Annotated in this window: 14 protein-coding genes; 6 read left to right on the top strand and 8 right to left on the bottom strand. The window is 70.0% G+C overall.

Translation table 11 applies throughout. The features are described 5' to 3' along the window. Positions 1–6: 6 nt before the first annotated feature. The 3 genes from AC3EO7_RS15925 to AC3EO7_RS15915 all read right to left on the bottom strand — a co-directional run bounded on the left by AC3EO7_RS15925 (position 7) and on the right by AC3EO7_RS15915 (position 2,702). Positions 7–768, bottom strand: coding sequence for a TetR/AcrR family transcriptional regulator (locus tag AC3EO7_RS15925; protein ID WP_435591597.1), 762 nt, complete (start codon positions 766–768; stop codon positions 7–9). A gap of 229 nt (positions 769–997) precedes the next feature. After that, positions 998–1,993 (bottom strand): zinc-binding dehydrogenase, encoded by a 996-nt coding sequence (locus tag AC3EO7_RS15920; RefSeq protein ID WP_435591596.1) that lies wholly within the window; start codon positions 1,991–1,993, stop codon positions 998–1,000. Positions 1,994–2,027: 34 nt separating this feature from the next. Further along, on the bottom strand, positions 2,028–2,702 hold the full coding sequence (locus AC3EO7_RS15915) for a TetR/AcrR family transcriptional regulator (RefSeq protein WP_435591595.1): 675 nt from the start codon (positions 2,700–2,702) through the stop codon (positions 2,028–2,030). A 91-nt stretch (positions 2,703–2,793) separates the two neighbouring features. Here AC3EO7_RS15915 and AC3EO7_RS15910 point away from each other — a divergent pair, with 91 nt between their 5' ends. Next, positions 2,794–4,281, top strand: coding sequence for an MFS transporter (locus tag AC3EO7_RS15910; RefSeq protein ID WP_435591594.1), 1,488 nt, complete (start codon positions 2,794–2,796; stop codon positions 4,279–4,281). Between the two features lies 1 nt (position 4,282). On the opposite strand, the gene AC3EO7_RS15905 is transcribed toward AC3EO7_RS15910, so the two are convergent. After that, the gene (locus tag AC3EO7_RS15905) at positions 4,283–5,014 is read right to left on the bottom strand and encodes a hypothetical protein (protein ID WP_431970297.1); all 732 of its coding nucleotides are present in this window, start codon (positions 5,012–5,014) and stop codon (positions 4,283–4,285) included. A 93-nt stretch (positions 5,015–5,107) separates the two neighbouring features. On the opposite strand from AC3EO7_RS15905, the gene AC3EO7_RS15900 reads away from it, so the two are divergent. The 4 genes from AC3EO7_RS15900 to AC3EO7_RS15885 all read left to right on the top strand — a co-directional run bounded on the left by AC3EO7_RS15900 (position 5,108) and on the right by AC3EO7_RS15885 (position 8,138). Beyond that, a complete protein-coding gene (locus AC3EO7_RS15900; RefSeq protein ID WP_431970296.1) occupies positions 5,108–5,986 on the top strand; it encodes an SDR family NAD(P)-dependent oxidoreductase in 879 nt (292 codons plus the stop codon). A gap of 73 nt (positions 5,987–6,059) precedes the next feature. Further along, positions 6,060–6,710, top strand: a complete 651-nt coding sequence (locus AC3EO7_RS15895) for an urease accessory protein UreF (protein WP_431970295.1) — start codon at positions 6,060–6,062, stop codon at positions 6,708–6,710. Between the two features lie 26 nt (positions 6,711–6,736). Further along, a complete protein-coding gene (gene ureG / locus AC3EO7_RS15890) occupies positions 6,737–7,423 on the top strand; it encodes an urease accessory protein UreG (protein WP_431970294.1) in 687 nt (228 codons plus the stop codon). Between the two features lie 4 nt (positions 7,424–7,427). Then, positions 7,428–8,138: an urease accessory protein UreD gene (locus AC3EO7_RS15885; RefSeq protein ID WP_431970293.1), complete on the top strand. Its 711-nt coding sequence runs from the start codon at positions 7,428–7,430 to the stop codon at positions 8,136–8,138. Between the two features lie 123 nt (positions 8,139–8,261). Here AC3EO7_RS15885 and AC3EO7_RS15880 read toward each other — a convergent pair whose 3' ends face one another. Then, the gene (locus AC3EO7_RS15880; protein WP_435591593.1) at positions 8,262–9,035 is read right to left on the bottom strand and encodes a hypothetical protein; all 774 of its coding nucleotides are present in this window, start codon (positions 9,033–9,035) and stop codon (positions 8,262–8,264) included. Between the two features lie 175 nt (positions 9,036–9,210). Further along, positions 9,211–10,644 (bottom strand): NAD(P)/FAD-dependent oxidoreductase, encoded by a 1,434-nt coding sequence (locus AC3EO7_RS15875; protein ID WP_431970291.1) that lies wholly within the window; start codon positions 10,642–10,644, stop codon positions 9,211–9,213. 232 nt (positions 10,645–10,876) lie between these two features. Here AC3EO7_RS15875 and AC3EO7_RS15870 point away from each other — a divergent pair, with 232 nt between their 5' ends. Beyond that, positions 10,877–12,364, top strand: a complete 1,488-nt coding sequence (locus AC3EO7_RS15870; RefSeq protein ID WP_435591592.1) for a cytochrome P450 — start codon at positions 10,877–10,879, stop codon at positions 12,362–12,364. 6 nt (positions 12,365–12,370) lie between these two features. Here AC3EO7_RS15870 and AC3EO7_RS15865 read toward each other — a convergent pair whose 3' ends face one another. After that, complete coding sequence (locus tag AC3EO7_RS15865; RefSeq protein ID WP_431970289.1) at positions 12,371–13,216, bottom strand: serine hydrolase; 846 nt, start codon at positions 13,214–13,216, stop codon at positions 12,371–12,373. Between the two features lie 153 nt (positions 13,217–13,369). Then, on the bottom strand, positions 13,370–13,567 hold the full coding sequence (locus tag AC3EO7_RS15860) for a hypothetical protein (RefSeq protein ID WP_435591591.1): 198 nt from the start codon (positions 13,565–13,567) through the stop codon (positions 13,370–13,372). Between the last annotated feature and the right edge of the window lie 68 nt (positions 13,568–13,635).

Here is a 13,635-nt window from a genome sequence, read left to right as displayed (position 1 = left end):
TCGAGGTCACCGGGTCTCGGCGGCGTCGACGAACCGCTCCAAACCGTCGAGCAGACGGTCCAGCCCGAATTCGAAGGCGCGGTCGGGATCGTAGGCGGCGCCGTACTCGGCGCCCGCCGCGCTGCCCACGCGGACGGCGGTGGGGAATCGGGCGGGATCGAGCACCTGGGCGAGCGCGGGCTCGTAGGCGTCCCACCACTGCCGGTCGGTGCGGCCTGTCTCGGATTCGGCCCGTGCGGCGTCGACGGCGGTGCGAGCCGCGCCGCGCACGTAGTCGTTGACGAGGGTGACGACGAGATCCATCTCGGTATCGGACAGGCCGAGGTCGTCGATGGAGCGGAGCTCGTAGTCGTATTTGGCGGTCAGCTGCGGCCCGGGGATGGGCCTGCTCGCCGCGATCTGCAGCAGCCAGGGGTGGGCCAGGTACATCGTCCGATTCGCGCGGGCGATGGTCTCGAGCCGCGCTCGCCAGCCGGAGGGCGAGCCGTCGGGCATCGGGTAGTCGCGGTAGACGCGGTCGGCGATGAGGTCGAGCAGTTCAGCCTTGCTCGGGACGTACCCGTACAGCGACATCGCCGTGACGCCGAGGTCGTCGGCGACGCGGCGCAGCGTGACCGCGGCCAGTCCCTCCAGATCGGCGATCCGGATCGCCGTCTTCGCGATGTCGTCGACGGTCAGCTTGGGTTTCGGGCCACGCTTCGGGCGCGGCGTGAGCCCCCACAGCAGCTCGATCGTGCGCTGAGGATCCCCGCTTCCGCTGTAGTCCATGCCGACATCATCTCCGATCGGGCCGGAGGTCCACGTCTCGACCCTTGCAAACTCTCTACAACGTATCCCATTCTTCAAGCGGTATCAGGCTGATCGGCCAGCGGGCGGTGGCGGACGAGATTGTTGTCGGGGCCGCAGAACCTCGAAATGTTCGGCCCGCTGTGTTGGTCGCGGTCTTTCCGTCCTTGTCCATCCATCGTTGGCGCACCTGGGTAGATGAGCGTGCCGATCAGGGGATCAGCACGACTTTGCCCATGGTGGCGCGGGTTTCGATGGCGCGGTGGGCGCCTGCGGCGTCGGCCAGCTCGAAGCGGTGCACCGCGGGGTGTAGCCGTCCGGAGGCCGCCTCCGCCATGGCGCGGTCCTCCAGGACGCGGATGTCGCCGCCGACCGGCCGCAGCATCGGCGGCCCGAGCACGACCTGTGAGGTGATGCCCCGTTCGGCGAGCTCGTCGTCGGTGAAGGTCAGGGCCGCACCGTCGTTCGGTCCCGTCCCGGCGAAACCGTAGACCAGGTGGCTGCCGCCTTTGGCGAGGAGATCGACGGCGGCCCTTGCGGTTTCGCCGCCGACGGCGTCGAAGACCAGGGTCGCGCCGCGATCGCCGAGACGGGCGCGCACCCGGTCGGGCCAGTCGGGCAGCAGGTAGTCGACGGCGACGTCGGCGCCGTTGGCGGTCACCCTGGCCACCTTCTTCGGTCCGCCTGCGAGTCCGATCACCGTGGCGCCGTGGGTTTTCAGATACTGCACCAGCAGGGTTCCGATACCGCCCGCGGCGGCCGTCACCACCGCGACGGTCTCCGGCCCGACGTCGGCGAACTGCAGAATGCCCATCGTCGTGCGCCCCGTGCCGACCATCGCGACCGCCTCGGCCGGATCCAGATTCGCCGGGATCTCGTGCAGCCGAGCGACATCCGCGACCGCCAGTTCGGCGTAGCCGCCGGGCGCCGTGCCGAGATGGGCGACCACCCGCTTCCCGATCCAGCCCGGGTCGACGTCCGCGCCGACGAGATCCACCACGCCCGCGACCTCCCGGCCGGGCACGGTCGGCAACTCCGGCAGCGGATACGGTCCCGGCATGCCGCCGCGCAGCGCGGTGTCGACGACGTGGACCCCGGCCGCGGCGACCGCGATGCGGACCTGACCCTGCCCGGGCTCTGGATCGGAAACGGTGTCGTAGCAGAGGTTTTCGGCGGGCCCGAAGGCGTGCAGTCGGATCGCGTGCATGGTGATCACCCTGCAACCTCGAGTGGGGTTGGGGTCAAGTCGTGCGGTGGCGAACCCGGACGGCGAACCCGTCGCACAGGGCCTCGAGTCCGAGGAAGAGCAGGTCCTCGGACGTCAGATCGCTGACCCCGGCGCCCTGTAATTCGGCGAGTGCGGCGGGGACGGGCGTGCTCGGGGCGCCCTCCAGTAGCGCGCGCAGTCCGTTGTCGCCGTCGGTGTCGATGCCCTTGCGCGTCATCAGCGCCGAGCTGATCTGCGGCAGCGTAGCGCCCGAGATGTAGTTCCACACCGAGAACGCCATCTGCAGCCCCTCGCGCGCGGAGACGTCCAGTTCACGGAAGCCCTCGACCAGCCAGGCCAGGCACGCCATGCTGTGCGGGCCGAAGCTGTAGCGGGGCATGGCGAAGGTGAGGATGACCCACGGGTGCCGCTGGTAGAGGTCCCAGTCGATCTCGGCGGCGATGCGGACCCGGTCGCGCCAGGTCCAGCCCTGCCCCTCCGCGGTCGGGTAGGGATGCCGGCGGGTCACCTCGTCGGTCATCGCCGCGAGGAGCTCGTCCTTGTTCGCGATGTGCCGGTACAGCGACATCGCGCCGACGCCCATCCGGTCGGCGATGCGGCGCATGGACAGCGCGTCGAGCCCCTCGTCGTCGGCGAGCGCGATCGCGGTGTCGACGATGGCGGCGCGGTGCAGCTTCGGCTCGGTCATCCCATGACTCACTTTCGGTTCCGGGCCCGGGTGCGTACACTGTACCCGGACTCATGCGTACGGTGTACGCGACACGGGAGAGGAAATCGGGATGACAGACGTGGAGACAGTGCGGCCTGCCGAAGGGCCGGGGTCCGTCGCTGTCGGCTCACGGCGCGCCTGGCTGGGGCTCGGGGTGCTGTTGTTGCCGGTGCTGCTGGTGTCGATGGACATCTCGGTGCTGTTCCTGGCCATGCCGACGCTCACCGTCGACCTCGACCCGTCGGCTGCCCAGCAGCTGTGGATTCTCGACATCTACGGCTTCCTCATCGCGGGCCTGCTGATCACCATGGGCAACCTCGGCGACCGGATCGGGCGGCGCAACATCCTGCTGGCAGGCGCCACCGTGTTCGGCATCGCCTCGGTGCTCGCCGCGTTCGCGCCCACCGCGGGCGTGCTGATCGCGGCCAGGGCGCTGATGGGCGTCGGCGGCGCGACGCTGCTGCCGTCCAGCCTCGCGCTGATCTCCAGTCTCTTCCCCGACGCGCGCGAGCGGGCTGCCGCGATCGGCGTGTGGACGGCGTTCTTCGCGGGCGGGTCCGCGGTCGGTCCGATCATCGGCGGGCTGCTGCTGCACCACTTCTGGTGGGGATCGGTCTTCCTGATCAACCTGCCGGTGCTGCTGATCCTGTTGGCGTTCGGGCCGTTCCTCCTGCCGGAGCATCGCGCGGGGGTGCTCGGCCCGCTGGATCTGCCGAGCGTGGCGCTGTCCATCGGCGGCATCCTTCCGGTGGTCTACGCGATCAAGCACGCCGCCGCGGAGGGGATCGACCCGGAGGCGATCGTCATCGGCCTGATCGGCGTCGCGGTGCTGTTCGTCTTCGTGCGCAGGCAGCGCACACTGGCCGAGCCGCTGCTCGACCTGCGGCTGTTCGGCCGCGCGCAGTTCTCCGTCGCCATCGGCTCCAGCATGGTCGGCATGATGTCGCTGGCCGCGCTGAGCTATCTGACCAGCATCTACCTGCAATCGGTCACCGGTCGCGACCCGCTCGCCGCGGCGCTGCTCGGCATTCCGATGGCGGTCGCGGTGTTCATCTGCTCGATGAGCGGCGCGCGCGTCGGGCAGTGGATCGGCGTGCGCGCCACCTTCGTGCTAGCCCTGCTCGCTTCCGCGCTGGGCAACCTGATGCTGCTCGGGGTCGGCGTGGACGGCGGGATCGGCTGGTACCTGGCGGGTTCGACCATCGCGGGCATCGGGTACGGCATGGCGTTCACCCTGGTGTCGGATGTCGCGGTGTCGTCGGTGCCGCCGGAGCGCGCGGGCTCGGCGGTCGGGATCTCGGAGACCAGCTTCGAACTCGGCAACGCGCTCGGGCTGGCGCTGCTCGGCTCGCTCGCCGCGCTGGTCTTCCGTTCCGGCGGCGACTACGCCTCGACGCTGGGCGAGACGATCCAGGACGCCGACGACGCCGTGACGCACAGCGCGCAGGCGTCGTTCGTCGACGGCATGCACGTCGCGACCACCGTCGGCGCCGGTCTGCTCGTGCTGATGGCGATCGTCGCCTGGGTGGCGACCCGGCGCCCCGCCCGCGCCGGATAGGTCAGCGGCCGAACACGGTGGTCAGTATCTCTGCTGCCCATCGGTTGACGGGCGTGACGACGTTGTCGTGCACCCAGCGCAGCGGTCGCACGACCGTCGCCACCCACACGGCGACCGCCACGTGCAGAACAGGCCGCAACACGGTGCGGTAGACGTAACGGCACGGCGCCACGACCAGCACCCCGACGAGCACGGTGGCCACCATCCAGGCGTAGGTCAGCACCGCCCGCAGCAGCAGCCACAGGGGACGCAGCACCCAGCGCCACAGCTGCACCAGCGGCCAGACCACGAACCACTTGCCCAGCCAGTAGACCGCCGCGAGCAGCAGGGCGAGCAGCGGCTCCAGCACCGCGCGCCACAACCAGGCCAGCGTGGGTCGCAGCACGGTGCGCCAGAGCCAGCGCTCGACGGCCTGGCGCAGCGGTCGCAGGACGTAGTCGAGCAGCAGCGCGAGGACGGGCGTCAGCACCAAGCTCCACAGCACGTGCTGGAGCAGCCAGCCCCACAGAAAGTCCTTGACGAACAACCAGATCGGACGAATCACCCAATACCAGACGAACCGGGCGATGGGCGCGAGCAGCCGGGTGGCGAAGTACCAGAGTGCGGCCGCGAGCACGCGTCCGAGCAGACGCAGGCCCTCCCAGATCAGCCGAACGGGGACGAGCACCACGATGGCGATGATCCGGGCGATCCAGGCCCCGAGGCCGACCGGACGGGAAGGTTGCGACGACATCGTCGAATCCTCTCGTATCGGCCGCCCGCCGCGCCGCCGTGTTTCTACGCCAGGAACCGGGTAGAAACCCCCAGCGCGCCATACATTGGTGGGGTGTCCGAGACTCAGCCCACCGGAACCGGGCGTCCGCTCGCCGAGCGGGTGGCCGTCAAGCTCCTGTACCCGACCTCGCGACCCTCCGAAAAAGACCTGCGCGCCGCGGTGTCCGGACGGAACGTGCTGGTGACAGGCGCGTCGCACGGGATAGGCAAGGCCAGCGCGCGCAAACTCGCCGCGGCGGGCGCGACGGTGCTGCTGGTCGCCCGGTCCGCGGGCGAACTCGAGCGGCTGACCGCCGAGATCGCCGCCGCGGGCGGCGTCGCCCACGCCTATCCGACCGACATGACCGATATGGACGCGGTAGATCGTCTGGCGAGCGAGCTGCTCGCCGCGCACGGCCACATCGATGTTCTGATCAACAACGCGGGCAAGTCGATTCGCCGGCCGATCGCCGAATCCTACGACCGCTTCCACGATTTCACCCGGACCATCGACGTGAACTACCTCGGTCCGGTCCGCCTGCTGCTGACCCTGTTGCCCGCCATGCGATCGCGCGGCAGCGGGCACATCGTCAACATGTCCACCTGGGGCGTGCTCATGCCGCCCGCCCCGCGGTGGGCCGCCTACGGCGCGTCGAAGGCGGCCTTCGACGTGTGGCTGCGCAGTGTCGCCGCCGAGATCGCCGTCGACGGCCTGACCACCACGTCGATCTATATGCCGCTCGTGCACACCAGGATGAGCGCGCCCACCGACTTCAGCCGGGTGCCCGGCCTCACCGTCGACGAGGCCTCCGATCTCGTCTGTCACGCCGTCACCGCCAAACCGGCCGATATCGCCCCCTGGTGGTCGGCGCCCATCCAGGCCTGGACCGACCTCACCCGACGGCAGGCCCGGCGTTTCTGGGCCCGTGCCTACCGCCGCGGCGAGGCCTGAAATGCTCGGCCGGACGTAGCCGGAATCCCGCGCACGGCGGGAACGAAGGCGAAGGTACGCCTAGGATCGAGCGATGGTGGAAGCGGGTGCGACGAGTCCGGCGACACTGTTCGCGCTGGCGGACTCGCGCCTGCCGATCGGTGGGCACGTGCACTCCGGCGGTGTGGAGGAGGCCGTCGCCTCGGGATTGGTGCGCGATGTCGCGTCCGTCGAGGCGTACCTGCGACGTCGTGTGCGTACCTCGGGTCTGGTCGCGGCCTCGCTGGCCGCGGCCGTGTGCGCGGGGGATCTCGACCCGCACCGCGCGGACGCCGAGGCCGACGCGCGAACGCCCGCACCGGCGGCACGGGCGGCCTCGCGCGCACAGGGCCGCGGACTGCTGCGCTTGGCAAAAAATGTTTGGCCACACCATGATTGGGCAGAGCTAGCGGCTCGCCCGCACTTGTCGACGGTGTTCGGTGCGGTGGGACGCGCCTGCGCGATCACCCCGCGCGAGACGGCCGACGTCGTCGTGTACACCACCCTCACCGGCGCCGCCACCGCCGCCCAGCGGTTGCTGGCGCTGGATCCCGCCGCCGTCGCCGCGTGCACCGTCCGGCTGGCCGAGCTCTGCGACCGCACCGCGGCCGAAGCCGCAGGCGGTCTCGCCGCGCTGTCGGATCCGCTGCAAGACGTGCTTGCCGAGCGGCACCGGCGCCGCGACATGCCGCTGTTCGCCAGCTGACACGTTTTCGAGAGAGGAGAGGCCGCATGCCACCGCACCTGATCGATGGTGAACCGCACGATCATTCGCACGATCGGCCGAAACGGGAGCGCACACCGGGGGAGCCGCTGCGCATCGGCATCGGCGGTCCGGTGGGCTCGGGCAAGACCGCGCTGGTCGCGGCGCTGTGCAGGCAACTGCGCGAGGAACTGTCGCTGGCCGTGCTGACCAACGACATCTACACCACCGAGGACGCGGACTTCCTGCGCCGCCACGCGGTGCTGCCGGACGAGCGGATCAGCGCCGTGCAGACCGGCGGCTGCCCGCACACCGCGATCCGCGACGACATCACCGCCAACCTGGACGCGATCGACGACCTGATCGCGGCCAACCCGCCGCTGGATCTGATCCTGGTGGAATCCGGCGGTGACAACCTCACCGCGACGTTCTCCTCCGGCCTGATCGACGTGCAGATCTTCGTCGTCGACGTGGCGGGCGGCGACAAGGTGCCGCGTAAGGGCGGCCCCGGCGTCACCTTCTCGGATCTGCTGGTGGTCAACAAGACCGACCTGGCCCCGCTGGTCGGCGCCGATCTCGGGGTGATGGAGCGTGACGCGGCCAAGGTGCGCGAGGGCAGGCCGACGGCGATGCTCTCGCTGATGGAAGACCCCGCGGCCGCTCCGGTGCTGGCGTGGGTGCGCGAACAGCTCGCCGCGGCCGCCGTAGTCCACTGAACCGTTGCGCACCGAACTGAGCATCGTCGCCAGGGCGGGCACGCTCCCGGAGATCCACGCGTCGGGCGGCTTGGCCGCCCGCCGGACCGGTCCGCACACCGTGCACCTGATCGGAACAGCCGCCACCCCCCTCGGCGGCGACGAAATCGACATCTCGGTCGCGGTCGGTCCTGGCGCCCGGCTCGCGCTGCGGTCGGTGGCGGCGACCATCGCGCTGCCCGGCGCCGCCACGCGAGTGTCGGTCGCGCGCTGGCGTTTCGAGATCGCGGACGGCGGTGAACTGGACGCGGAGACCGAGCCGACGATCGTGGCGGGCGGCGCCGACCACCGCGCGGTCACCACCGTGCTGCTCGCGGCGGGCGCCCGCCTGCGGCTGCGCGAACGCGTGCAGATCGGGCGTGCGGACGAGGATCGAGGCGCGTGGCGCGGTGATCTGATCGCCGATCTCGCGGATCTGCCGCTGCTGCGCCATCGTCTGGAACTCGGGGCGCACACCGCCGGCGACGACGCGCTCGCGGCACCGCGTGCACTCGACAGCGAGCTCGTCTACCCCGACGATCGGCCCGTCGAAACCTTCGGGCTGACCGCGGCGCGACTGCCGCTCGCCGCGGGCGGAAGTCTGTTCACCGCCGTGGGGCCGCGGCTGAGCGCGAGCCCGCGAACACCCGGCGGCACAGCGGTTTCGGTGCCGGCCGGTGGTCAGCCGCCCGGCTGAGGTGCGGCAGCCGCGACTTCCCGTCGACGTCGAAAGGGCGGGGCCTCGACACAAGTGTCGAAACCCCGCCCTGCGCTCTGCCTTCCGGCACAACCTTTCCCGCCGGAAGCGCGTACCGCGCGTTCAGTCGCCCAGAACCCGTGCGGGGGCGATGAAGCCGCTGGCCGCGCCGACCGCCGCACCGGCGGCCGCACCCACGATGGCCGCGGGGACGGTGACCGCAGCGGCCCCTGCCGCGGCGCCCAGCATCGGTCCCGCGACGAGGCCGATCGGCAGGAAAATCAGACCGGCTACCAGACCCACCGTCGCGCCCATCATCCCCGAACTGATCGCAATCGGCACCGCCGAGGCGGCGCCCGACACGGCGCCCATGGCCGCGGTGCCGAGGGTCTGCGCGGCTATGCGGTCGGACCGGCTGCGCTCCATGCCGACCGAGTCGAGGAACGTCGCGATATTGGCCTCGGCCACGGCGGCATTGTCGTTGATCTGGATCGCCTGGTCGTGGGTGATCCAGTCGGGGGTAGGCACCGTGACGTCACCGAAGCGGAACTGCCCCGGCGGCGGCGCGATCGGCGGTACCGGGTCCACCGCGACCGGCGGGTGCAGGACACCGACCGGCGCGAGGTAGCTCTGGTCCGGCGCGGGCCGCGCCCACTGCAGCGAACTGTGGACATCGTCCGGAATGTCGAGGCCCTCGTACGGAACGATGTTGGGCGCGTCGGCCGCGGGCCACTGCTTCGCCTGCTCGGGCTGGGCGACCGTATTCGACTGTGCGGGCTCGGCATTGGCGACCCCGGTGCCGACGAGCGCCAGCACCAGCGGAACCGCGCCCGCCGCGACCATCGAGCCCACCTTCTGCCGCTGCGGGTTGAGAGCTCTGTGCTTGCCTGTGCCCATACTCACCTTTCGTCGTGGATGAGATTGCTCGACGTCCCACATTCGGACCAGAGCGCCACACGGATTGGTGGAAATCCGCAGCACGACAAGTGAGTCGCGGCCGGTCGACTTCGCCGACGCGCGCGAAAGCTTGCCACCCGATCGAGCGGGTGGCGCGGAGAGGCGTTGCGGAAAGTCAGGAGACCGCGCGGTCGGTCACCGTTTTCCCCGGCGCGCGACCGTCGCTCGCGGGCGGCGCGCCGAGGGCGGCCGCGAGCTCGTCGGCCTCCTCCTGATCCTCGTTGACCTGTTCCAAGGCGAGCCGCGCGAACACCCACTGCTCGGTGGCGGCCATCTGTCCGCGGGTGCGCCCGAGGAAGGTGACGAACCACTGGATCACTGTGATGATCCGGCTGCGGTAGCCGACCAGGTAGTACAGGTGCAGCGCCAGCCAGGCCAGCCAGGCGATGAACCCGCCGAACTCCAGCTTGCCGACCTGGCAGACGGCACTGAACCGCGACACGGTGGCCATGCTGCCCTTGTTGAAGTACTTGAACGGCTTACGTTCCTCGGGCGACTCGCCCTCGAGTCCGGCCTTGATCTGCTTGGCGGCGTAGGTCGCGCCCTGGATCGCGCCCTGCGCTTGGCCGGGCACGCCGGGCACGGACATCAGGTCGCCGACGACGAAGACGTTGGGGTGGCCCTTGATGGTGAGGTCGGGCTCCACGATGACGCGCCCGGCCCGGTCCACCTCGGTGCCCTCGGAGCGCTCGGCGAGCATCTTGCCCAGCGGGCTCGCCTGCACGCCCGCCGACCAGACCTTGCACGAGGATTCGATCCTGCGGATCGTGCCGTCGGAGTCCTTGACCGTGACGCCGTGCGCGTCGATGTCGGTGACCATGGCGTTGAGCTGGATCTCCACGCCCATCTTCTCGAGTCTGCGCTGGGCCTTGCCGCCCAGCTTGGGACCCATCGGGCCGAGCACCGAGCCCGCGCCCTCGATCAGGATGACTCTGGCGTCGCGCGGATCGATGTTGTGGAAGGTGCCCTCGAGCGTGCGATCGGCGAGTTCGGCGATCTGCCCGGCCAATTCGACGCCCGTCGGTCCCGCGCCGATCACGACGAAGGTGAGCAGCCGGTCGCGCAGTTCCTGGGTGGTCGCCAGCTCCGCGCCCTCGAACGCGCCGAGGATGCGGCCGCGCAGCTCCAGCGCGTCGTCGATGGTCTTCATGCCGGGGGCGTAGGTGGCGAACCGGTCGTTGCCGAAGTACGACTGCTGCGCGCCGGTGGCGACGATCAGGCTGTCGAAGGGGGTGACCGTGTCCTGGTTCAGCAGCCGCGAGGTGACGGTCTTCTCGGCTAGGTCGATGTCGGTCACATCGCCGAGTAGCACCTGGGCGTTGCGCTGCTTGCGCAGCACCAGCCGGGTGGCGGGCGCGATCTCGCCGACCGAGAGGATGCCGGTGGCGACCTGGTAGAGCAGGGGCTGGAACAGATGGGTCGAGGTCTTGGAGATCAGGGTGATGTCCACGTCGGCGCGCTTGAGGTGCTTGGTGCCGAACAGGCCGCCGAAGCCCGAGCCGATCACCACCACCCTGTGGCGACGGTTCTCCACAGACTGAGTGCTCATCGTCCTGCTCCTCGACAATCGGGGGGCTGATTCCCCCGCGAACGGTTATCGACAAGCTCCAACCGTAGTCGGCCCGTCCTGGACCGTCACGACGAGATCCCCGTTCCGGGCGTGTTGAAGTGCGGAACCTCACGGTCGGCGGGGTGGAGTAGTGAAAACCACCGCCGCGGATCCACCTGAACGATTGTGAAGAAGAGAATACGATAGATGCTGTCGTTCAGGGAGGTGTGCGATGGTCGCCGAAGACCGGGTCGCAGTCCGAAAGCGCAGCGTGCACGCCGTATCGGAGAACGCCTATCTCATCGATGTCCCGCAGACGAGCGTCATCGATCGAATGCTGCGCAGGCTGCCCGAACGTCACCGCGTGCTGGCCGCTCCGCCGCGCGGCAGCGCGACCGTCCCGGTGCGCGGCGATATCGGGCTGCCCTATCTCGGTCGCGCCCTGCACTACATGCGCTGGGGTCCGGCCGAGATGATGGAGCGGCACCGCCGCTACGGACCGGTTGCGCTGAACACCTCGCTGGGCATCGACCGCGTGCTGGTGTCCGGACCGGAGGCGCTCGACGAGGTGCTCGGCAAGCGACGCCGGGACTTCGGCCAGGGCTGGGACTATTTCATCGGTCCGTTCTTCCGGCGCGGGCTGCTGCTGCTCGAATTCGACGAGCACATGTTCCACCGCCGGATCATGCAGCAGGCTTTCACCAGGGACCGCCTCGCGGCGCACCTGGCCACGCTGACACCGATCGCGCGAGCCGCCGTCGCGCGCTGGGTGCCGCAGGGACGGAACGGCGCGACGGTACGGCTGTACCCGACGATCAAGGAGCTGACCCTCGAGATCGCGGGGGAGACCTTCATGGCGGTCGACGTCGGGCCGCGGCGGCGCGAACTCGTCGACGCCTTCGTCGACTGCACACACGCCGGCCTGTCGATCGTGCGCCATCCGATCCCGGGCGGGCACTGGCGCGCGGGTCTGCGCGGCAGGCAGGTGCTGGAGCGGTACTTCACCGAGATGCTGCCCGCCAAACGCCGCTCACAGGACCCCGACTTCTTCTCCGGTCTGTGCCACGCGCGCAGCGAGGACGGCGAGGTGTTCACCGACGCCGACGTGGTGAACCACATGATCTTCCTGATCATGGCCGCCCACGACACCACGACGACCACCGCCACCGCGGTCGCCTACTACCTGGGCAAACATCCGGAATGGCAGCGCAGGGTGCGCGACGAGGTGCTCGCGGCCGACGCCGAAACCGGCGACGCCGCAACGACCATCGCGGATCTGGACCGCCTTGCCGAGCTCGACCTCGTGGTCAGGGAGTCGCTGCGGCTGATGCCGCCGGTGCCCGGCCTGGTGCGCCGTGCCGTGCGCGACACGGAGATCCTCGGTCACTACATTCCGGCGGGCACCGCCGTCGACCTGGCCTACCAGGTCAACCACCTGCTGCCCGAGCTGTGGACGCGGCCGGAGGTGTTCGATCCGCTGCGATTCGCCGAACCGCGCCGCGAGGACCACTCGCACCGGCTGGCCTGGCTGCCCTTCGGCGCGGGCGCGCACAAGTGCATCGGCATGCACTTCGGCACCTTCGAGGTGAAGACCCTGATCGCGGCCATGGTGCGCGAATACGAGTGGGAGATCCCCGGCGACTATCGAATGCCGTGGGGATTCACCACGATTCCGTTCCCGCGCGACGGCGCCCCCATGCTGCTGCGCCGTCGGCGGTAGGACCGGTCAGCGACCGGCGAGCAGCATCTCCGCGACCTTGGTGTCGGTCTCGGCGCCCTCGGTGTACCCGCCCGCGTCGCCCAGCGAGCTCATGATCGCCAGGGTGTACCGCTCGTTGGGGCCCGCGAAGCCGACCGAGTTGACCACCCAGCCGCCCTGCTCGGCCGACCAGCCGTTCTTGAGTCCGGGCCGCATGCGGGCGCCCGCTCCCCAGACGCCCCAGTGCTGGTTGTAGTCGACCGAGCGCATCCGGTCGAGCAGGTAGTTGCGGTCGTCGGGGTGCATCGCGGTGAGCACGTTGTCCATCAGCCGGTCCAGGTCGGCGGCGGTGCACTTCTGGAACGACCAGTCGGGGAAGAGCGCGGTGTTGGTGGGCTGGGGGACGAGCGAGACCATGCCGTTGGCGCGGAATGCGTTGTTGTAGGCCATCCGGTCGACGCCCGCGTACTTGTTCCAGAGCAGGTCGGCGGCGGCGTCGTTGGAGGTGGCGAGCATCGCCTCGAGCAGGCCGCGGTCTTCCGGCGGGAGCGCGATGGCGCCGACGCGGGCCCGGTTCAGCAGGTCGGCGGCGATCGCGAGCTTGATGGTGGAGGCGGTCCACACGGAGTTCTCCGCGTGCTCGTTGGCGTACACCCCGCCGGTCACCCGGTCGCGGACGACATAACCCGTGACGCCGGGCCGCGTCTTCAGGTAGGCGTCGACCGCGGCGATCCGGCTGCTCATATCGCAGTCGAAGCCGGCGAGGCAACCGGGCGCGGCGTAGGCGCTCGGCGCCGCGGCGCCAGGGAGGAAAGTGGGCGCGGTCGGGATCAGGATCGCCGCTGCGGCCAGGACACAGGCGGATGCGGCCACGCGGGGAACTGTCCGGGTGGGGGCCATGGGGTAACGCACGAGGGACCACGATCGCACATCCGCGCCGAGGACGCACGTCTTGAGCTCGGCAGCCCGGTGTGTTACAGCGACCGTTGTGCGCTTGTACCGCAGCGGGTTTCGCTGAACCGCGAGTCAGCGGAAGGTGGCGCGAAGTTCTTCGACGGTGCGTCCGTTGAGCCGGTAGCAGTGCTCGAACGCCTCGGCGTGGCGGTCGCGAGGCCAGCTGTGCAGGACGACGGTGCGGCCGAAGTGGCGCGAGTTGACCAGTTCCCATCGGTCACCGACACGGCGGACCGTGAACCCGCCTCTCGGCAGCAGGGGAATCACCATCGCATTCATGAATGCGAACCAGCCTTTCGATGCAGCTCTCCCGTTCCTCCCCGGCTGAGAACTGTTGC

The organism is Nocardia sp. bgisy118 (assembly GCF_057708605.1).
The sequence above is the reverse complement of the archived record's forward strand: the minus strand, read 5'-3'. Positions and strand labels throughout refer to the sequence as shown.